18 protein-coding genes and 4 pseudogenes are annotated in these 19992 nt (G+C 64.3%); 8 read left to right on the top strand and 14 right to left on the bottom strand.

All coding sequences use genetic code 11. The annotated features are described in order from the left end of the window. Nucleotides 1-128 precede the first annotated feature (128 nt). On the top strand, nt 129-569 hold the full coding sequence (locus FHY04_RS17230; protein WP_022676115.1) for a hypothetical protein: 441 nt from the start codon (nt 129-131) through the stop codon (nt 567-569). A 36-nt stretch (nt 570-605) separates the two neighbouring features. Here FHY04_RS17230 and FHY04_RS17225 read toward each other — a convergent pair whose 3' ends face one another. The 8 genes from FHY04_RS17225 to FHY04_RS17190 all read right to left on the bottom strand — a co-directional run bounded on the left by FHY04_RS17225 (nt 606) and on the right by FHY04_RS17190 (nt 5771). Continuing rightward, on the bottom strand, nt 606-920 hold the full coding sequence (locus tag FHY04_RS17225) for a ribbon-helix-helix domain-containing protein (RefSeq protein WP_022676116.1): 315 nt from the start codon (nt 918-920) through the stop codon (nt 606-608). Further along, nucleotides 917-1585: a ParA family partition ATPase gene (gene parA / locus FHY04_RS17220; protein ID WP_066667192.1), complete on the bottom strand. Its 669-nt coding sequence runs from the start codon at nt 1583-1585 to the stop codon at nt 917-919. The genes FHY04_RS17225 and parA overlap by 4 nt, the downstream gene beginning before the upstream one ends. Nucleotides 1586-2485: 900 nt before the next feature. Continuing rightward, nucleotides 2486-2779, bottom strand: coding sequence for a hypothetical protein (locus FHY04_RS17215; RefSeq protein ID WP_022675752.1), 294 nt, complete (start codon nt 2777-2779; stop codon nt 2486-2488). Between the two features lie 159 nt (nt 2780-2938). After that, nucleotides 2939-3238 (bottom strand): hypothetical protein, encoded by a 300-nt coding sequence (locus tag FHY04_RS17210; protein WP_022675751.1) that lies wholly within the window; start codon nt 3236-3238, stop codon nt 2939-2941. A gap of 81 nt (nt 3239-3319) precedes the next feature. Further along, nucleotides 3320-4141 (bottom strand): CsgG/HfaB family protein, encoded by an 822-nt coding sequence (locus FHY04_RS17205; RefSeq protein WP_022675750.1) that lies wholly within the window; start codon nt 4139-4141, stop codon nt 3320-3322. Between the two features lie 73 nt (nt 4142-4214). Next, entirely contained in the window at nt 4215-4880 is a 666-nt protein-coding gene (locus FHY04_RS17200) for a hypothetical protein (protein WP_022675749.1), read from the bottom strand. Beyond that, on the bottom strand, nt 4870-5067 hold the full coding sequence (locus FHY04_RS17195; RefSeq protein ID WP_158441947.1) for a hypothetical protein: 198 nt from the start codon (nt 5065-5067) through the stop codon (nt 4870-4872). The genes FHY04_RS17200 and FHY04_RS17195 overlap by 11 nt, the downstream gene beginning before the upstream one ends. A gap of 434 nt (nt 5068-5501) precedes the next feature. Beyond that, complete coding sequence (locus FHY04_RS17190; protein WP_116463005.1) at nt 5502-5771, bottom strand: metal-sensing transcriptional repressor; 270 nt, start codon at nt 5769-5771, stop codon at nt 5502-5504. 88 nt (nt 5772-5859) lie between these two features. On the opposite strand from FHY04_RS17190, the gene FHY04_RS17185 reads away from it, so the two are divergent. The 5 genes from FHY04_RS17185 to FHY04_RS17165 are packed head-to-tail and all read left to right on the top strand — an operon-like array spanning nt 5860 to nt 13256. Beyond that, nucleotides 5860-7185 (top strand): MFS transporter, encoded by a 1326-nt coding sequence (locus tag FHY04_RS17185; protein WP_116463006.1) that lies wholly within the window; start codon nt 5860-5862, stop codon nt 7183-7185. A 41-nt stretch (nt 7186-7226) separates the two neighbouring features. After that, on the top strand, nt 7227-7568 hold the full coding sequence (locus tag FHY04_RS17180) for a hypothetical protein (RefSeq protein WP_221211856.1): 342 nt from the start codon (nt 7227-7229) through the stop codon (nt 7566-7568). A gap of 53 nt (nt 7569-7621) precedes the next feature. After that, a complete protein-coding gene (locus FHY04_RS17175; RefSeq protein ID WP_116463008.1) occupies nt 7622-8881 on the top strand; it encodes a TolC family protein in 1260 nt (419 codons plus the stop codon). After that, on the top strand, nt 8878-10038 hold the full coding sequence (locus FHY04_RS17170; RefSeq protein ID WP_116463009.1) for an efflux RND transporter periplasmic adaptor subunit: 1161 nt from the start codon (nt 8878-8880) through the stop codon (nt 10036-10038). The genes FHY04_RS17175 and FHY04_RS17170 overlap by 4 nt, the downstream gene beginning before the upstream one ends. Further along, a complete protein-coding gene (locus FHY04_RS17165) occupies nt 10035-13256 on the top strand; it encodes an efflux RND transporter permease subunit (protein ID WP_116463010.1) in 3222 nt (1073 codons plus the stop codon). Before FHY04_RS17170 ends, FHY04_RS17165 begins: the two co-directional genes overlap by 4 nt. Here FHY04_RS17165 and FHY04_RS17160 read toward each other — a convergent pair. The 4 genes and pseudogenes from FHY04_RS17160 to FHY04_RS17145 all read right to left on the bottom strand — a co-directional run. Next, nucleotides 13253-13951, bottom strand: a complete 699-nt coding sequence (locus tag FHY04_RS17160; protein WP_116463011.1) for a superoxide dismutase — start codon at nt 13949-13951, stop codon at nt 13253-13255. The genes FHY04_RS17165 and FHY04_RS17160 overlap by 4 nt on opposite strands. Before the next feature lie 17 nt (nt 13952-13968). Next, the gene (gene chrA / locus FHY04_RS17155) at nt 13969-15366 is read right to left on the bottom strand and encodes a chromate efflux transporter (RefSeq protein ID WP_126013730.1); all 1398 of its coding nucleotides are present in this window, start codon (nt 15364-15366) and stop codon (nt 13969-13971) included. Further along, the gene (locus tag FHY04_RS17150) at nt 15363-16187 is read right to left on the bottom strand and encodes a sulfurtransferase/chromate resistance protein (RefSeq protein ID WP_126013732.1); all 825 of its coding nucleotides are present in this window, start codon (nt 16185-16187) and stop codon (nt 15363-15365) included. Before FHY04_RS17150 ends, chrA begins: the two co-directional genes overlap by 4 nt. Nucleotides 16188-16442: 255 nt before the next feature. Then, nucleotides 16443-16781: pseudogene (locus tag FHY04_RS17145) on the bottom strand (integrase core domain-containing protein); the annotation flags it as partial. Nucleotides 16782-16935: 154 nt separating this feature from the next. Between FHY04_RS17145 and FHY04_RS17140 the strand changes: the two are divergent. Beyond that, nucleotides 16936-18232: pseudogene (locus FHY04_RS17140) on the top strand (IS110 family transposase). Between the two features lie 214 nt (nt 18233-18446). Here FHY04_RS17140 and FHY04_RS17135 read toward each other — a convergent pair. Beyond that, nucleotides 18447-19279: pseudogene (locus FHY04_RS17135) on the bottom strand (IS3 family transposase); the annotation flags it as partial. A 244-nt stretch (nt 19280-19523) separates the two neighbouring features. Between FHY04_RS17135 and FHY04_RS17130 the strand changes: the two are divergent. Next, nucleotides 19524-19820 carry a hypothetical protein gene (locus FHY04_RS17130; RefSeq protein ID WP_082442131.1) on the top strand — a complete coding sequence of 99 codons (297 nt, stop codon included), beginning with the start codon at nt 19524-19526 and terminating at the stop codon, nt 19818-19820. 7 nt (nt 19821-19827) lie between these two features. On the opposite strand, the pseudogene FHY04_RS17125 reads toward FHY04_RS17130, so the two are convergent. Next, nucleotides 19828-19992 (bottom strand): annotated as a pseudogene (locus tag FHY04_RS17125) (hydroxyisourate hydrolase); the annotation flags it as partial.

Here is a 19992-nt window from a genome sequence, read left to right as displayed (position 1 = left end):
ATTCCTTCTGGCTAACGATCCAACAGTCGTTACGGGCGTTATCAATATCGCTGAGCTGATTTCCCAGATACGGTAGACGGCGCAGCAGATGCTGCCTTTTGGCAGTATTTGGGAGGCGTCGGTTAACCATGATGGACAAGGAACTGCTTCGCGGTCTTGAGGAGCATCACCGAGTCATCCGGGTTGGCCTCACGTTAATTCAGAGTCACTGCGCAACCGACTGCGCGAACATTGCCGGTCTGGAAAAGGCTCGCTTAGATCTAACCCGCGCAAGCCGCGAAAGGTCGGCGTTTGTTAGCGACTGCATTATTCCGCGTTTACTGGAAACGGCAGACAGCGACGATCGTGCTGCGCTGTCGGATTTCCTTGTCGCCTTCACCTCTAAGAGGCTCATCTCAGACAAACACATCGAAAGGTGGACCGACGACAAGATCGCAGCCGACGTACCTGGCTACTGCGCGGCCGCTCGTACCATCTGGTCAATGATGGAGGAGCAAATGGAACGCGAAACTCGCGTGCTCGGAGCGCGCTTGCTGCGCAACTCCGAGCTATGCAGCGCGCGACGCTGAGCCTTTACCGTCGCCGCGACTGACGGCGGGGTTGTCTCAAGCGGAGGCGATAGGCGAGCGCCCATACTTTTCGAACAGCAGGTTCAGGGCTTCCGCCATGAGTTTGACTTGGTCGGTGTCGTGCTCGACAGCCAGCATCGCAAGCTGCTTACGAACCGCGGGATCGAAGTAACCGGCAATGTTCACCTTGCCGTTCCGGCGAGGGCCCGGCGCCGCCCGAACAGGCCCGTCCCCCTCCCCCGCCTCGACCGCCTCGGCCGGTCGAGCGATAGGCGACGGCGCTGGCGCAACCTTGCCGCCAATCTCTCCCAGCTTACCCAGACCTGCTGCGAAGCCAACCTTTCTAGTCATGCCGCCTCACCCTTCTTCTTACGCTGCGCAGGTGCACGTGTGCGAGTGTGCAGCTGTGCGACCACCCAGTCAAACAAGGCGGTCACCTCTGCGGCAGCTTTTCCGTTCGGCTCGACCTCCTGCGCTGCTTGGCCCGAAATCATACAGCGGCTGAAGGCGACGCGATCCCCAAACGACGGGTCCGCGACCTGAAGCCCGAACGACGAAGCGATCGTCTCGGCCGCCTCCTGGCCACCAGTGCCTTGGTGAGGCACGCTGTTGAGGACCGCGAACGCCGTTTTGCCAACCAGCTTCAACAGCTCGACTGTCTTCGCCATAGCCCTGAGATCCATGATCGTGGGCTGACACGGTACGAGGATCAGATCTGCCGCCTTTGCCGCCTCGAGAGCTGTGCTCTCGCTGTGCGGAGCCGTGTCGAGGATTACCACGTCGGCCCCCATCGACTTCGCTTCCTCGAGAACCTTTGTCAGCCTGGATGGCTGGATCGATAGCACTGCGGGCGTCTCATCCGCGCGATGATCCTTCCATTCGGCTGCGCTGGCCTGTGGATCGAGGTCGAGGAGCAAGGTGTTCTTGCCGGTAGCGGCGAAAGCTGTCGCAAGGTGGATCGCGAGCGTCGTTTTTCCGACCCCGCCCTTCTGCGCAATGAGAGCCACTGTCTTCATCTTGATATCCTCGCTTTGCCCTATGCACAGTCGTGACTGTGCACACGTGCGCGATTGCGTTGGTACGTATGCCCACACTCGCGCTAGCGCACAAGCGCGAAAACGCACGTGCGCGCGTGTGCACAGGTGCACGGTCGCACCAGTGTCTGAACCGTTGTTGCGTTGAATGACCTTGTTCAATGGTGCCAACACAGCTGCTCAAGCCAGCTCGGCTCAAAGCAATGACGCTGCGCCGGTGAGCCGACTGGTTTCTGGGGCGGGTCTCGCACGTGCGGGCTCTACCCTGCGTCGCTTAGCTGGCGGCGTCAGGCCGCCCCTAAGCACCTCCTCTTACCATCCTCGGTGAGCCCTTCCCGTTCAACATCCATCAGCTACCCACACGACAAGCAGCCCGACTACAGATCCTTCGCACTATCGCGTAATCACGACCGTGCGACGACGCACCCTCGCACCTGTGCACACCTGCGACAGTGCATTATCGCAATAGTGCGCCGAGCCAATGCAGCCCTTAGCGCCGTGTCGCAGAGATCGCGTCGGCGACCTGTCGTCCCTCGGCCGAGCCAGAGCCATGCGCCACGCAATCACGGCGGTCGCATCGCACCTGTGCACCAGTGCACCGGTGATTCATTCCATCGCAGGGTGTGGAGCATAACGCTTTCGCACGATCCCCAACGCTAAGGGGGCGGGTGAAAAGGGAGCTTCTGAACTAGCTGGCGCCTTCGGGGGGAGGGCACCCCACGACCTTGGCAGGCTAGAGCCAAGCGCACTCGCTCACGCATACGCTCCCAGACATACGTGCATCGACGCGCGGGTGCGCTGGTGCACAGAAGCGTAATTGCGACGTCGCAGACGTGCAAGTGAGCACCTGTGCACAGGTGCGCGGTCGCACACTCGCGATACCTATATCAGTATGCCGACGATGACCAACATCAGGGCGGCGTTGGACGCGAGGATCTTCCCGACGCCCAGCGCGCGAGCCGATCGGCCTTTCCTCCTGGTAGACCAGGTGCGGTCGATCCCGGTACGTACTGCCAATATCCCGTCGACGGCTAGGACGGACCCTATAACGAACAGCATCAGGGTGAAGGCCTTCACAAATTCTCGACCTGATGACGGCGATATGGCGAACGCAGCCACGAGACAGACCGTCGCGATCCCGTAGAGCGATGCGCCAGCATCGAGGAGACCGGACATCAGGAGACGGCGAGGTTGGCTCCACGGGATCGGCACAAACATCGTCGGCCTTCTGCAGACGCGGCACGGCTCAACCGGACTGGCGGGCGGCCACGCTCCGAGGCGATTGCCGCAATATCCGCATGTCGGCGCAGTGGGGGAGGGGGCCGTTTGCATCGACTACGCTGACGGATCCGTGATGGTTTCGTCTGCCGGCACGTCGGCGCGCATGGAGGCATTGTAGCAGGCGGGGTCGCAGAACAGCATAGGACGGCCTCTACACGTCATCTGGTGCCCCTCCAGCATGACGGGCCTGCTTGCCAGTCGCTGGCATCGCTCGTTGGTCTTCGTCATGAAGCCGCAAGGGATGGCGATCGGTTCACCACGCGGCGCCTCCATCTCGGCCGCGTCTAGCGGCTCTATGTTGAGGTCCGGGGCAGGATCGAAGAAGTCCCGCTGCTGGATACGCGCGTGTTTCATATGGACACCTGACGACGATGGGGGAGGGGGCTCTCGAGCGATGCTCTCGCTCGCCTGCTAACTCCCTCTCCCCTCTAAAGCTTATTGCCTCGGCGCTGGTGGTGCCATCGGAGGCGCCGGGGAGGGCGCCGGTCCGATCGAAGCTCCAGTTGGTTGGGGCAACCGCGTCTGTGCCTGATTGGTCAGCTTGACGAAGGCGTCGAGCATCGCGACCGAAGTGATCTTGCCCATGTCGGTGCTGGTATACGCACCTCCGAGAGCGCCGACGCCGGCGTTGGTGAGCAGACCGCCTCCCAGGATCGACAGATCCTTTTTGCGGGCCGAGCCCGTCGCGATCGCCTGTTGGATGCCGGTTTTCACCTCGATCAAGGTAAGCATGGTCTGGCTCGACTTGACCTTCTGTTTGAACCCGAGGCCGCCGGGGAACATCGTGCCGAGCCCGCCTCCGCTGCCACCCGCATCAGAATCCGAATAGAGCACCTTGGCCTGGAGAAGGTAATCCGCGGCCTTCAGAGTGGCTTGGTTGTTCGCGCCAGCGACGCTTCCACCCGCTGCGAGCTGACGCTCTCGCTGCAGGGCGTCGAAGCCTTCTCCACGATCGACGACCTGGAAGCAGCCCGATTGAGCAACGAGAAGCTTCAGCAGGGGGATCGGATCAACACGCTGACTCCCGCCGTTCTGGGCTTCTGCCATCCGCATCAGCGCCGCAAGGCCCGGGGGAATGCCCTCGGCGGTTCCTCCAGCGGCGCGCTCCTCCACCAACGCGATGGTCCCGTAGGGTCGATCGCAGCGTGGAACCTGCGTATTCTCGTCGATCCCGATCCCCCCCTTACCCGCCTTCTGGGCGAGCGCCGGCGAAGCCGACGCTGCGAGCAATGCCATGATTGCGATAGTACGGCGCATTGTATCCCTCCCTCGTTCGATGATCGTGTACCATAGGTTTGTTGCTATCTCAGTGCGTTGCGACTGAAATGACCTATTCCAGAAAGCCCTTTGCGCTGTCGGCTTTGACCTCGAGAGCGCGAGCAAGACCGGTCTGCAGCCGGATCGTCTTGTCTGTTGATCCGACCACCTTCACCGGAGCCATCATTTCCTTTGCTGTGGTCGAGCCGAAAAGGCGGTCATTCCCGTGCCAGAAGGCCGTCAGCCCCTCCGCAATCCTGACGCGGTAGGTCCCGACCTGGACCGGTGTTGCCGTCTTCTTCCCCCCAGCTACGTAGATCCCCAACACATCCTTGTCGGTCGCGACGTCGTTCAAGACGACCACGTAGCCATGATTGGGCCTGTCTGGAGCGCGAAACCTTAGAATGCCCTGTCGACGGTTAAGGTCGGTTGCCGGTGTGGTGAACACCGTGCCGCTTTCCGGGAATGGCACTGGAATCATCCTCTGAAATGCCGACGTCATCACCGAGGTGTACGTCCTATAGATGACATACATGCCCCCGAGCGCGACGGCCGGAACTAGGATTGCTTGAAGTAGCGCACGTCCGACGCCGGCCATTTGCCATCTTGCGTTGGTCCATGACGATCCCTGGCCCATTTCCACACGCCCGCGCTTGTCGTTCCAGATCGTCGGGCCGTCATCGATACCCTGGCGCCTCCGATACCGGGCCCGCATATAGTCGCGATCATCAAGCCCCATGACGTGCCGCTCCAGTTGTTATGGCGCGCTTCGTCACGGCGCGGTGATGCAGAATCTTCAGCTGCTGCATGAAGTCGGCGATGACGAAGGAAAACTCGTCTGCGACCTCCTTCTCGGCCGCACATTCCGGCGCGATCGAAGCCGCGGCGAGCACCAAATGAGCCGCTGCAATCGGATGCTCATCCATGAGGTGAAAGGCTCTCGTGCGAAGATCGTCGGCCAGCTCCTCGGCGGGGGTGTGTACCCCGGCTTGGCTGGTAGGTGTAGGGGCTTGCAATCGTAGCGGTGTCTGCTCGCCAACAGCGCTATTTCCTGCTCACGCTATCTGCCACTGGCGCGTGGCACCGTGCTCGAATTAGCTGCCAATGTGCTCGCCATCATCCGGCGCTGCTCGCAAACGAGGCGTCGCACTCACGTTATCTGCCAACAGCTTCGACCGCCAAGGGGAGGTCGATCAGACGGCCATAGGTTGTCCCGTTTCTCCATCTGCACCGGGCAGTTTCGGGAAAAGCCAATCGGGAACACATTTCGGGAAAATGGCGCCCTCGTTGCCATCGAGCGCGCCTTCCCGCCGTCAGCCGTCCCACGCGACCTTCCCAATCGGGAAAGCGGAGTGCCGCGTCACCAGTATTTCGAAATCGCCCGAAACTGCTCGACCGCAACCTTCGTCCCTTCACCTTCCTCGGCATGAACGAGGCAGTGGTCAATATGGTCGTTGATGAGCGCGCGCTTGGCGCTGGCAATCGCGCTTTCGACGGCCTGGAGCTGCTGGGCGATGTCGACGCATGGCCGCTCTTCCTCGATCATCCCGACGATGCTGCGCAGATGACCCGCTGCGCGGTTCAGGCGCTTGATGATCGCCGGGTGGCTGGAGTGCGCGTTATGAGACATGCCCTCAATGTAGGATGCCGGCACCGATGTTGTCGAGTATCCCCCCAGGGGGATAGACGGCATCCCCCTAGGGGGATATGAGGCGTCCATGCTCAGCGTCCTGGCAAACCGGACTTACCGTCATCTGTTTCTCGCCCAGATCATCGCATTGATCGGGACGGGACTTGCGACCGTTGCGCTGGGACTGCTGGCTTATGACATCGCTGGTGGCAGCGCCGGGGCCGTGCTGGGCACGGCGCTCGCGATCAAGATGGTCGCCTATATCGGCGTCGCCCCGATCGCCGGAGCGTTCGCCAACCGCGTACCCCGGCGGGCGTTGCTTGTCAGCATGGATGCGATCCGCGCGGCCGTGGCGATCTGCCTGCCGTTCGTGAACCAGGTCTGGCAGGTCTATGTCCTGATCTTCGTCCTGCAATCGGCGTCGGCCGCGTTCACGCCGACGTTTCAGGCGACCATCGCGGACGTTTTGCCGGATGAGCGTGACTATACCCGCGCCCTGTCGCTGTCGCGTCTCGCCTATGACATGGAGAGCCTGACCAGCCCCATCCTTGCGGCCGGCCTGCTGACGGTGATGAGCTATCACTGGTTGTTCTCGGGCACGGCGATCGGCTTCATCGCTTCGGCGCTGCTCGTCGTCTCGACGGTCCTGCCCCGGCCCGCACCAGTCGAGGATCAGGGCGGCATTTACGACAAAACGACGCGGGGAACGCGCATCTACCTCAGGACGCCGCGCCTGCGCGGACTGCTGGCCCTGACGCTCAGCGCCGCTGCCGCGAGCGCGATGGTCATCGTCAACACCGTCGTCATCGTGAAGGGCCTGGGCCTGAGCCAGCGCGATGTCGCACTGACGCTCGCCGCCTTCGGAGGCGGCTCGATCACCGCGGCGCTGACCCTGCCGCGGGTATTGGACAGGATCGCCGATCGCACGGTGATGATCGTCGCCGCTGCCGTGCTGACGATCACGCTCGCGGCGCTCGCCGCGATCAGCGCGACGATGACGCCGGGCGCTGCCTATTGGCACGTCCTGCTGGCGGGCTGGCTGGTCATGGGCGTCGCCTACTCCGCAAGCCTCACGCCGTCCGGACGACTTCTTCGCCGATCGGCCAATGCCGAGGACCGGCCCGCCCTGTTCGCGGCGCAGTTCGCACTCAGCCATGTGTGCTGGCTGATCTGCTATCCGCTCGTCGGACAGTTGGGCGCTCGCGTCAGCATGAGCGCGGCCTTCGTCGGCATGGCGGCGCTGTCCGCGATCGGCGTCGTCGCGGCGCTTCGCCTATGGCCGGCGCATGATCCGGACGTCATTCCGCATGACCATGCCGATCTACCCGCCGACGATCCCCACCACGCAGAGCACGCCAAGGGCGATCATGCTTTCGTGATCGATCGCCGTCATCCGAAGTGGCCGAACCGGTGATGCGCTTGTCCGTTACAGGCGGTCAGCGTAGTTTCGGCAGAATGCCTATGCGTCATCCTCGATCCGCGCTGCTGGGCGCCGTGCTGGCGCTCGTCGCCATGCTCGGCCTGATCGGCCTGTCGGGGTGGCACAATGCGATCGTCCATGACGACGATGCGATCCATGCGTCAGTGATCGAGCATAGCCACGATACGCCCGAGAAATCCGATCCCGATGCACCGATCCATGTGTTGGCGCACGCGACAGGGCATTGGGTAGCGTTTGACGGGGCGCTCCCGTCCGAGCGGATGATCCTCGTTGCCGACCGGCAATGGATGATCGGCACCGCTCGTCTGCCCGGAGGGATCGACCCCGCAGAGTTTCTTCGACCTCCACGAGCCTGAGCCGGCACCGGCGCCAACCGCGCCACCAAGCTCACCTTTGCAGGAAGAAGATCATGAACGGCCCCAGTCGCCGGCAGCGCAGGCTTGCGCTGGCCGGTATGCTCGTAATGCTGTGCCCCATCGGCACGGCCGGTGCGCAGACGGCACCACCCTTCGCCCAGCTCCTGCGTCAGGCGCAGACGGCTCCGCGCGTGACCGCCCTCGATGCGGACGTGGCCCGCGCGCAAGGCCTTGCCGAACAGGCGCGCGCGCGGCCCAATCCCTTCATCAACGTCTACGCCGAGAACTTCGCCGGCGACTTGCAGAACAACGCGCGCAATCAGCAGCAGACCACCTTCCAGATCGATCAGCCGATTGAGCTGGGGGGCAAGCGTTCCGCCCGGATCGCGGCCGGGGAGGCGGGCATCGCCGCGGCGCAAGCACGGAACCGCGATGGCCGTCTGCTCTTCGCCACTGAACTGGCGCGCGCCTATGCGAGTGCCGAGGTAGCGGAACGCCGGATCGCGCTCGCCGAGGACGAGGTGGAGGAGGCGACCGCCGACCTGAAGGTCGCTCGCGCCCTTGTCGGTGCCGGCAAGGAAGCACGGTTGCGCCAGCTTCAGGCGGAAACCGAACTCGCGACCCTCGAAGCCGATCTTGAAGTCGCGCGTGCCCAGAAGACAGCGGCGCTCGCGCGGCTTTCAGGCTTGGCAGGTTCCCCGACGACGTTCACCGGGGTTGGGGAATCCCTGCTCGATCGGATGAACGCGCGACCGTCGAGCGGACCGGTCGATCCGATGCAGGCAACGACGGTCAAGGTCGCGGAAGCGGAACGGGAGGCAGCTGCAAGAGCCGTTACGGTACAGCAACGGCTTGCTGTTCCCAACATCACGGCGCAGCTTGGCGTTCGCCAGCTTCGCGTCGCCAGCGGCCCCGCCGTCGTCGCCGGGGTATCGGTGCCGCTGCCGTTCTTCGATCGCAACCGGGGCAATATCGATGCAGCCCGTGCCGATCTTCAGGGAGCCGAAGCCCGCGCCGCAGCGGCGCGGCTCGAAGCGGAGACCGGCGCGCGGGCCGCTTTCGTCCTCGTGCAGGCCGCCGATACGCGCGCGGTAGCCGCACAGCGAACGATGCGGACCGCCGAGGAGGCGTATCGCCTTGCACGTATCGCCTATGAGGCGGGCAAGGCACCGCTGATCGAACTGCTTGCCGCCCGTCACAATCTCGGCGCCGCCCGAGGCGTCATCCTCGACGCCGACATCGCGCGTCTCGACGCCCGCGCCAACCTTGCCCGCCTGTCGGGCCTCAGCATCACCGGAGAAGCGGTCCAATGACCGGAAAACATCGTCTCTATGCCGGGGCCGCCATCGGGCTGGTCGCGGCTGCCGCGCTCGGTTTCGGCGTCGCACGCCTCACCCAGGCACCTGTTCCGACACCGGCCCCGACAGAAGCCGCCACACCGGCAGCGTCGAACGACAGGCTGGTCATCACGCCGCAAGCTATTGCGACGTCGCAGATCACCGTCGCCCCTGCCGCTTCAGGCGAGCTGGATGCTGCTGTCATCGCCTCCGCGACGGTTGAGGCCACACCGGACGCGGAAGCGTTGCTGACGGCCCGCGCACCGGGGACGATCACGCGCATCTTCTCGCGGATCGGCGATCCTGTCCGGGCAGGCCAGACACTCGCCCTGGTCGAAAGCCGGGACGCCTCGCAGATCGCGGCCGACCGTTCATCGGCATCGGCGCGCGTGACGCTCGCCCAGCGCCAGCTCGCGCGCGAACGGACCTTGCTCGCACAGGGCGTCAGTCCCCGTGCCGACTACGAGGCCGCACAGGCCAACCTCGCGGTGGCTCAGGCCGACGCGCGCCGTGCCAGCGCCGCGGCAGGCGCCGCGCGTGTTACCGGCGACGGACGCTCCGTGGCGATCATCAGCCCGATCGCCGGCCGTGTGACTGCTGCTGCTGCCAATCTCGGCCAGTATGTCGCGGCGGAAACCGAGCTGTTCCGGGTCGCCGATCCGCGTCGATTCCAGATCACCGCCAACGTGCCCCCGGCCGATGCCATGCGGGTCCGCACCGGCGATCGGGTCGAGCTGAGCACCAGTGATGGCCGCACCATTGAAGGCCGGGTCCGTGCCGCAACAGGCGTCGTTGATCCGCAGTCGCGCACCGCGACGATCGTGGTGACGCCGACCGCCGGCACCAGCACGCTCGCACCCGGACAGCTCGTCCAGGCGCGCATCCTGGCCAGCGGCGGTGCGACCAAGGGCGGCGTCATGGTCCCACAGGATGCCGTGCAGACGCTGGGCGATAGGACGGTGGTGTTTGTCCGGACGCCGCAGGGGTTCAAGGCGCAGCCTATCCGCATTGCCAACCGCTCTGGCGGCATGGTCGCCGTTGCCGAAGGTATTAGCGCGGGCACGCAGATCGCCACGACCAACGCCTTCCTCATCAAGGCCGAACTCGAAAAGAACGTGGGAGGCGAGGAATGATCGAGCGCATCCTTTCGACATCGGTTCGCCTCCGATGGCTGGTCGCGTTCCTGACCCTCGTCGTCGTCGCGTTCGGGGCATGGCAGATCACCAAGCTGCCGATCGACGCGGTGCCAGACGTCACCAACCGTCAGGTGCAGATCAGCACCTTCGTCCCCTCGCTCGGCCCGGTCGATGTCGAAAAGCAGGTGACGTTCCCCGTCGAGACGGCATTGGCGGGCATCCCCGGGCTGGAGATGACGCGCTCCTTCTCGCGCAACGGCTTCAGCCAGGTGACGGCGGTCTTCACCGACGCGACCAGCATCTACTTCGCGAGGGCGCAGGTCACGGAACGGCTCGCCCAGGCGAAGGACAGCCTGCCGGCAGGCGTGCAACCCAACCTCGCGCCGCTCAGCACCGGCCTCGGCGAGATCTTCTTCTACTCGATCGCCTTCCGTCACCCGGACGGCAAGGGCGTGAAGACGGTCGATGGTCAGCCGGGCTGGCAGTCGGACGGCAGCTATCTGACGCCGGAGGGCGAGCGGCTGACCACCGAACTCGCCAAGGCTGCCTATCTGCGCACGGTGCAGGACTGGATCATCCGGCCGCAGATGCGCAACGTGAAGGGCGTTGCCGGGGTCGATTCCAATGGCGGTTATGTCAAACAGTATCTGATCGAACCCAACCTCAATGCGCTCGCCTCCTACGGCATCTCGATCACCGAGCTGGCCGATGCGATGGAGCGGGCGAACGTCTCGGCAGGCTCGAACTATGTGCGCCGCGCCGGCGAGAGCTTTCTGGTTCGCGCCGATGCCCGCCTGAAGTCGATCGAGGACATCCAGGAGGCGGTCGTCGCCACCCGCAACGGCGTGCCCGTGCGGGTCAAGGACGTCGGGCAAGTGATGATCGGTGGTGCGGTCCGCACCGGGTCGGGCAGCCGCATGGGATCGGAGGCGGTCATCTCGACCGTGCTGATGCTGGTAGGCGAGAACAGCCGCATCGTCGCGACCGCGGTCGGAGAGAAGCTGGAACAGGTCAACCGGACGCTGCCGCCCGATGTATTCGCCGAACCCGTCTATAACCGCTCGAAGCTGGTCAACGCGACGATCGCGACGGTCGAGAAAAACCTGATCGAGGGCGCGTTGCTCGTCATCGTCGTCCTGTTCCTGTTGCTCGGCAACGTCCGCGCCGCGCTCATCACCGCCGCGGTCATTCCGATCACGATGCTGATGACGGCATCGGGCATGAATGCGCTGGGCGTATCCGGCAATCTGATGAGCCTGGGCGCGCTCGACTTCGGCCTGATCGTCGACGGGGCGGTCATCATCGTCGAGAATGCGCTGCGCCACCTCGCCGAGCGCCAGCACGCCGAGAACCGCCTGCTGACGCTGGACGAGCGCCTTGAGACGACCGCCGCATCGGCGAAGGAGATGATCCGGCCGACCGTCTTCGGCCAGCTTATCATCTTCCTCGTCTTCGTCCCGCTGCTCACGTTCCAGGGCGTCGAGGGAAAGACGTTCTCGCCGATGGCGACGACGCTGATGATCGCGCTGGCCTGCGCCTTCGTCCTGTCGCTGACCTTCGTGCCGGCGATGATCGTGATCCTTATCAAGGGCCGGGTCAGCGAAACGGAGGTGAAGCCGATCCGCTGGTTCAAGGAGCGGTATGCGCCGCTGCTGGGCAAGGCGATCGCCCGACCGTTGCCCTTCATCACGGCCGGTGCCGGCGTGTTCGTCGCGGCGGTGTTCTGCTTCGGCTTCCTCGGCGAGGAGTTCATGCCGCAGCTCGACGAGAAGGACATCACCGTCACCAACTTCCGCGTGCCCTCGGCCTCGATCGACCAGTCGACGCAGATGCAGATGCGGATCGAGGATGCGTTGAAGACGCTGCCGGAGGTGGCGCTGGTCTTCTCCAAGAACGGCAACGCCGACCTCGGCACCGATCCCATGCCGCCCAACTCGTCGGACACCTATGTCATTCCCAAGCCGGAAAGCGAATGGCCGGCGGAGGTAAAGACCAAGGAGGATATCATCGCCCGCATCGAGGAGCGGATGAAGGGGGTCATCGGCAACCGGACCGAAATCCAGCAGCCGATCCAGATGCGCTTCAACGAGCTGATCGCCGGCGTCCGCGCCGACGTGGCGATCAAGCTCTATGGCGACGACCTCGATGCAATGACCGCACAGGCCCAGAAGATCGCCAATGCGGTGCGCACCATCCCGGGCGCGGGCGACGTCAGCGTCGAGCAGACGGACGGCGCCCCCACCTTCGACGTGCAGATCGACCGCCAGGCTGCCGGACGGCTTGGCCTCTCGGTCGAGGAGGTGGCGAACACCGTCTCGGCCGCGCTGGGCGGCCGGGAAGCCGGGCTGTTATTCGAGGGCGATCGGCGCTTCTCGGTGGTGGTGCGCCTGCCCGACGCGCAGCGTGACGACATCGATACGCTGGGCGCGATCCCGGTCATGCTGCCGACGCCCGAGGGACAGACCGCGCGCTCGATCCCGCTGCGCGAGGTGGCGCGGTTCAATTATACGCAAGGGTTGAATCAGATCAGCCGCGAGAACGGCAAGCGCATGATGACCGTTCAGGTCAATGTGCGTGGACGCGACCTTGGCGGCTTCGTCAAGGAAGCCGAAGCCCGCATTGATGCGATGCCGCTTCCTGCCGGCATGTATACCGGTTGGGGCGGCACCTTCGAGAGTCTGCAATCGGCGCGGCTTCGCCTGATGCTGGTGGTGCCGATCTGCTTCTTGGCGATCTATGCGCTGCTCTACATGGCGCTTGGCGGCTTCATCCCCGCGCTGATCGTCTTCTCCGCGGTGCCGATGGCGCTCGCGGGCGGCGTCTTCGCCCTGCTGCTGCGCGGCATTCCCTTCTCGATCACTGCCGCAGTCGGGTTCATCGCGTTGTCGGGCGTCGCGGTCCTCAACGGCCTCGTCATGATGGGCGCGATCCGCAAGCACCGCGAGGAAGGCGAGGACGATGATCGGGCTATCGCCGATGGTGCGATGGAGCGGGTTCGTCCGGTTCTGATGACGGCGCTGGTTGCGTCGCTCGGCTTCGTACCGATGGCGCTCGCCACCGGCACGGGTGCGGAGGTGCAGCGCCCGCTCGCCACGGTCGTCATCGGCGGCCTCATCACGTCGACCGCGCTGACGCTGCTGGTGCTGCCGGCGATCACCGCATGGGCGTCGCGTTTTCAGCGACGCCGCAAGGTGGCCGAACCAGTCCTTGCCTAGATCGGTGCCGCCAGTCGCTCGAACCGGCGACTGGCAGCATCCCAGCTCAGCACCTTCATGTACGTATCAACGTAATCGCCGGCCTTCGCGCCATAGTCGATCGCATAGGCGTGTTCGTACATGTCGAGCGCCAGAAGCGGCGTTCCCCCTGCCAGCGTCATCGTATGATCGGCAGCCCATTGGTTCGTCAGACGCCCGTCCCGTTCGCTCCAGGTGAGCAATACCCATCCCGACCCGGCAGCCAGCGCCTTGCCCATGCCGGTAAACTCGGCCGCCCAGCGCGCATGGCTGCCGAAGTCGCGTTCGATCGCCTGCGAAAGCCGTGCGCCCGGCCGCGAAGCACCGCCCAAGCCCGCGAAATAGATTTCGTGCAGGATCATCGAGTTCCAGGCGATCAGCTCCTCACGCTTCAGCCCGTTGAGCGTGAAGCCCGGTGCCGTCATCGGGTCGAGCCTGGCAAACTCGGCCTTGATCGCTCCGAGGCGCTTGACCGCACCAATATAGTTGTTGTCGTGGTGGCTGGTCAGCAGCTTGGCGGACAGCCCGGGAAGCGTTGCTGCATCGAACGGTAGCGGCCGGGGCGTGAAGGCTGGCGCCGGGTTGGCAGGAGCTTGTGCGGCCACAGGCCCGCCCAACGAGGCGGCACCCGCTGCGATCCCCAGACCCAGCGCCGCACGACGATCGATCGCATCCATCGACTTCTCTCCGCTATTCATCGGATTACCCCAAGCCCATAAAGCGCCAGCCCCACAGCCGACGTCGCCAGCAGGGTCGTGATGACCCCCGCCCGCGTCATGAAGATCGCGTAGGCTGCGCCCAGCGAGAGGACGAAGGCGGCCGGATCGATGCTGGTCAGCACCGGCGCATCGAAGCGGAACGGCCCTGCTGCCACCATCGTCGTTTCGCGAAACAGCGTATGCAGCGCGAACCACACCGCGAGGTTGAGTACGACGCCCACGACCGCCGCGGTGATCGCCGACAGCGCGCCCGCGACGGCAGCGTTACCGCGCAGTCGCTCGATGAAGGGCGCACCGAGGAAGATCCACAGGAAACACGGCACGAACGTTACCCAGGTCGCGAGCAGCCCGCCGAGCGTCCCAGCCAACAGCGGGGACAGCCCGGTGGACCCGCGATAGGCGCCGAGGAAGCCGACGAATTGCAGGACCATGATGAGCGGCCCAGGCGTCGTCTCCGCAATGCCAAGACCGTCCAGCATCTCCTTCGGCCCCAGCCAGCCATAATTCTCGACCGCCTGCTGCGCGACATAGGCGAGGACGGCATAGGCCCCGCCGAACGTCACCATCGCCATCGTCGAGAAGAAGGTCGCGATGCGGCTGAACACGTCATCGGGACCGAGCGCGATCAACAGCGCCGCGACCGGCACGAGCCAGAGAGCCAGCCAGACCAGCGCTGTGCGGACCGTCTCAGCCCATGTCGGCCGGGCATGGGCGGGCAGCTCTTCGCCGAGTAGTGTATCCGCGTCGGCTACGATCGTGCCCTTGGACGCGCCGTGCCCTCCGCCCCTGAAGGCCGTGCTGCCTTGCCGGGTCGACCACCATCCGATGAGGCCGGCACCCAGCACGATCAGCGGAAACGGCGCGCCGGCGAAGAAGATCAGGACGAACGCCAGCGCGGCAAGCGCCCTTGCCGGCGTCGACTTGAGCGCCCGTCCGCCGATCCGCACGACCGCCTGAAGCACGACGGCCAATACCGCGCACTTGAGGCCGAAGAACAGCGCCGAGACGATACCGACGCGACCGTAGAGGACATAGACCCAGCTCAGCGCCATGATCGCGACCGCGCCGGGAATAACGAACAGCACGCCGGCGACGATGCCGCCCTTCGTCCGGTGCATCAGCCAGCCGATGTATGTGGCGAGCTGTTGCGCCTCTGGCCCTGGCAGCAACATGCAATAGTTGAGGGCGTGCAGGAACCGCTGCTCCCCGATCCAGCGTTTTTCGTCGACGAGGATGCGGTGCATTACCGCGATCTGTCCGGCAGGACCGCCGAACGAGAGCATCGCGATGCGCAGCCAGACCCAGAAGGCCTGGCCGAGCGTGACCGGTTCCGGGCGCGTCGGCGTCGCGACGTCGGCTGTCACCGCGGTCATGACGACACCTTCCCGCGCGCCGGCTGATGCGAGGACCAGTTGTGCTTCTCGCCCTGCGCGTCACGGCACCAGCGATAGAGCGCATCGTATACCGCCATGCCGGCTTCGAGCTGGGCGTGATCGTCACTGTGGATACGCGACAGGCCAAGCGAGATGGCGAGCAGTCCAGCAGCCTCGGGCACAAGGTCGAGCCGATCGGTATCGGCGCCCCGCACGATCGTCGCGAGGCGGACCAGCGGTTCGTGCGCGTCGAGGCCGAAGGCCTCGACCATGATGTCGAAGGTGCAACGCTCGCCGCGATGGCTCCAGAATACGCCTTCGTCCGCGACGTCGAACGGCTCGGCCTGTTGTTGCTTGGCGACGGTCAGCACGTCACCGGGCGCGACGAACAAGAAGCGGGCCTGCGGATCGACGAACCGTCGGATCAGCCAGGGACAGGCGATGCGATCGACCTTGGGCCGCGCTCGTGTGACCCACCATGTTTGGCCATCGTCATGTCGTGGCGGCAGATGGACCAGGGAAACGGTAGGCAACCCGCTTGCCGCCCATGCGGCGAACCCGCCGTCCAAGACTTCGGCCGCTACACCCTCGCTGCGAAGAATGGCGGCCGCTGCAACTGCCAGACCACTACCATCGGTGTCGATGAGGACCGCTGATGACCCGGAGGCATATCCCCATTGGGTCGGATCAAGGAGAACTGGAAACAGTGATCCCGGAATGGCTTCTGTCGGTCCGTCGCGCAGATCGATGATACGCGGCGCGCTGGGCGATGCGACAAGGCGGGCAAGTTTGTCCGGTGTTATAGCGTTTGGAGCAGGCATGACGCGTCCCTTGCGTGTTCGTGCTGGACGCGATTCTCTGGCTGACGCCTCGTGGGGAGATCGCCATCCCCATACGCTTAATCAGCCATGCTCACCGTGCGATGTCAATCACCGTCGCCACTGTCCCAATTCTCGTAGCCGACGAGTTTCGAGAAGCGATTTCGATTCACGCTATTCGATCGTTTGAGGGAAAGGGGGTGACCGCCGAGGAGTGGTGATTATGAGCAGCCCCCACCGGGTGGTCCGGGTTGATAGTTAGTGCATTGTCGTCTCCGCCGCCATTGCCGGTCGGAGGTGGAGCGAAGCGGAACCGGAGGCCGGCAATGGCGGTGTCGCCGCTTCCGGGGCGGGTGGTCGATAGCCGAGGCTGCTGTGCGGTCGGACAGTGTTGTAGTGACGCCGCCACGCCTCGATCAGCACCCTGGCTTCAGCGAGGGTGTAGAAGATCTCGCCGTTCAGCAGCTCATCCCGCAGCGAGCCGTTGAAGCTCTCGTTGTAGCCGTTCTCCCATGGCGAGCCCGGGGCGATGTAGAGCGTCTTCACGCCGATCTGCCTGAGCCAGGTCTGGACGGCGGCGGCGATGAACTCGCTGCCATAGCACATTGGGAAGCGCTGGTTTGGGAGCCGCTATGGCCCTGATGAAGACAAGGCCGCGTAGCGGCCGCAGGCTTCATCAGGGCAAGCCATGACCGGTCAGCAGGTATCTAAAGTGAGGTTGTCGAGACAACACTTTGGAGGCTGACCGACCATGACCAAGCTCACCTCTACGCCTGCCGGCGCCGTGCTGGTAGCTATCGATATGTCCAAGAGCCGGCAGGAGGTTCTCATCGAGCGACCGGAAGGCGGCCGGCGCCGGCGGATGACCGTCATGGCAACCAGGCAGGACTATGACGGCTTTGCCGAAAAACTCGCTGCCATCGGGCGCCCTATCATTGTCGGGTTCGAGGCGACGGGTAATTACCATCGCACGCTGGCACATCGGCTGCTGACGGCAGGGTTCGAGCTGCGCCTCATCTCGTCGGTCGCGCTCGCCAGAACGCGCGAGGCGCTGCACAATGGCTGGGACAAGAACGACCCCAAGGACGCGCAGGTCATCCTGCACATGCTGCGGATCGGTGCGACGCAGCGCTACGTCGATCCTCTCGCCGCGGGCATCAATGACCTGCAGGAACTCTCGAAGACCCACGAAACGATCTCTAGGATGAAGACGCAGACCTGGCACCGCATCCTGACCCACTACCTGCCGCTGTACTTCCCCGAGATCGCCCGCTTCGCAGGCAACAGCCGGTCCGACTGGTTTCTCGCGCTCATCGAGCGGTTCCCCACTCCTGCCAGCATCACCGCGCTCGACGCTGGGGCATTCTCGGCAGCTGCCTGGCCTCTCATCGGCCGCAAGGTTTCCAAGGCCCGTCTTGTCAATGACATATACGAAACGGCCTGCGCTTCGGTGGCTCTGCCGGTCCCGGAGGATTCGGCAGCAATTACCATGTTCCGCATGGTCATCGCGCAGGGACGCAGCCTCATCCACCAGCGTGACGAGATAGAGCGGCTTGCCCATGACAGGCTGGCCGAGCATGTTGATTATAAGCTGCTGCGCAACATTCCGGGCATTGGTCCGATTAACGCGCTGACCATTCTGGCCGAGGCCGGTGATTTGCGTCGCTTCAACCATCATCGACAGTTCCTGAAGTTCTGCGGCCTCGATCTCGCAACGTGCCAGTCAGGCACGTTTCGTGGCCGCACCAAGCTGTCCAAGTACGGCAACGCGCGTCTGCGCCGCACCTTCTGGATGGCTGCCCAGGTCGCCGCGCGTCAGCGCGACAACAGTTTCCGTGACAAGCTCGGACGGTACACCGCCGGGCACGCGGACGATGCCGACCGTCGCCGCAAGGCGATGACGGCGCTCACCGCCAAGATGGCGCGCGTGGCTCACGCCGTTGTCAAGACGGGGACAGAGTACCGGCCGTTCCTCGAACGGTCGGATGCCAGGTGGAAGGACCCCTCTCTGCAAGTGCCGTGAGGGCGCTCGTCGAGCGACCCTGTAGATAATGTTCGGGCCTTCCACCTGGGTGCGTATCTCGTTTTAAGGATGGTGAGGACCACGGCCGCCCCGGCGCCGCTGGATCCTGTGTTTGCTATGGCAGGGAGCGATCCCGTTGACGGTGGAAGCCATCTGGCTCAGATTGCATGCCGCGCCGATGGTTGTCGGCGCATGGATATCTGCTGGCCAAAACCCGCCGCTGCTTCCAGACATAGGACGTTGTCCGACCTGATATGCGCGGGCGGACCACGCTCGATGAACAACTCGGCCAGCGCTGCCAGTACGTCTTCGTGTTTGAGCTGGCGCGCGACGACGAGTGCCAGGCACTCCCTGCTCGCCTCGTCGATAATGGTAAGGATGCGGAACTTGCGTCCGTCATGGGTGCGTTCCTCGACGAAGTCGTAAGCCCAGACATGCCCCGGATACTCCGGCCGCAACCGGATGCACGAGCCATCGTTCAGCCATAACCGGCCGCGTTTCGGCTGGCGCTGCGGCACCTTCAGCCCCTCGCGTCGCCAGATCCGTTCCACCCGTTTATGGTTCACCGACCAACCCGCCGCATGCAGCAGCGCCGTCACCCGGCGATAGCCGTAGCGCCCGTACTGCCTGGCAAGGGCGATGATATCCTCGGTGAGCGCCAGCTCGTCATCTGCCCCGAACGGCACCTTGCGCTGCGTCGACCGGTGCTGGCCGAGCACGCGGCACACCCGCCGCTCGGATACATCCAGCACCTCCCGGACCTGGTCGATGCAGCGCCGACGCCGTGCGGGGCTCAGAAGTTTCCCTTGGCTGCCTCCTGCAGGATGAGCTTGTCCAGCGTCAGATCCGAGATCGCCCGGCGCAGCCGCAGGTTCTCCTTTTCCAGATCCTTCATCCGCCGAGTCTGATCGGTCTTCAGGCCACCATATTCCTTGCGCCAGCGGTATTAGGTCTGCTCGCTGACCGCGATGCGCCGACAGGCCTCGGCGGTCGTGCCGCCCTGACCCAGCATGATCTCAACCTCACGTAGCTTCCCGATAATCTCCTCGGGCTTGTGCTTCTTCGCAGGCATTCGTCGTCCCTTCCTTGGTCCAGACTGTAATAGTCGATGGACCACTCAGAAGGGGGCAGCTCAGACGGCCATGATCGGCGCGCGGCGCGCCAGCAATGACGGCTAGTAAGATGATGGCGAGTAGAACGAGATGATGAGGCCCGATGATAGCAGGCGCTCCCACGAGGCGATCCGCGCCGCTGCCTACGCACTTCGTGACTGCGTCAGGGCTGGACCTCCGCTTACCGACCTCGGCCGGCTACGAATGAACCTGGCCAATGCGGTACGGGAGCATCTGCCTACACAGCAGGGCTGGAACAAGGAGGCTCGAGGCTATTTCGCCGACCAGATGCCGACTTACGAGCGGATCATGGAAGAGGATCGCGAGCTTCGGCTACGCTACTCCGACCACATACGGCGTTGGAGCAGCAACGCGATAGCTTCGAACGTCCCAGCCTATGCTGCGGACGTCGCAACACTGGTAGAGCGCCTCGACCGCTACCTGCGGTCGCTTGAGCACGAGCTCTATAAGCCGATGCACCAGGCAGGGATCGAGGCGTGATCGGTGATCAATTGCCCCTGTAGGTGGAGTAGCCGAAGGGGCTGACCACGACCGGCACATGGTAGTGCGCGGCAGGGTCGGTGACGCGGAACACGGGATCGATCTCGGGGAAGAATGGCACCGCCTTCGCATCCGGGTAGCCTGCCATGTCGAACAGCAGCTTGTAGGTGCG

It is taken from the genome of Sphingomonas sp. BK481 (assembly GCF_014194875.1).
Lineage (GTDB): Bacteria > Pseudomonadota > Alphaproteobacteria > Sphingomonadales > Sphingomonadaceae > Sphingomonas > Sphingomonas aerolata.
Note: the sequence above shows the minus strand (reverse complement) of the source record. Positions and strands in the feature narration are given on the sequence as shown.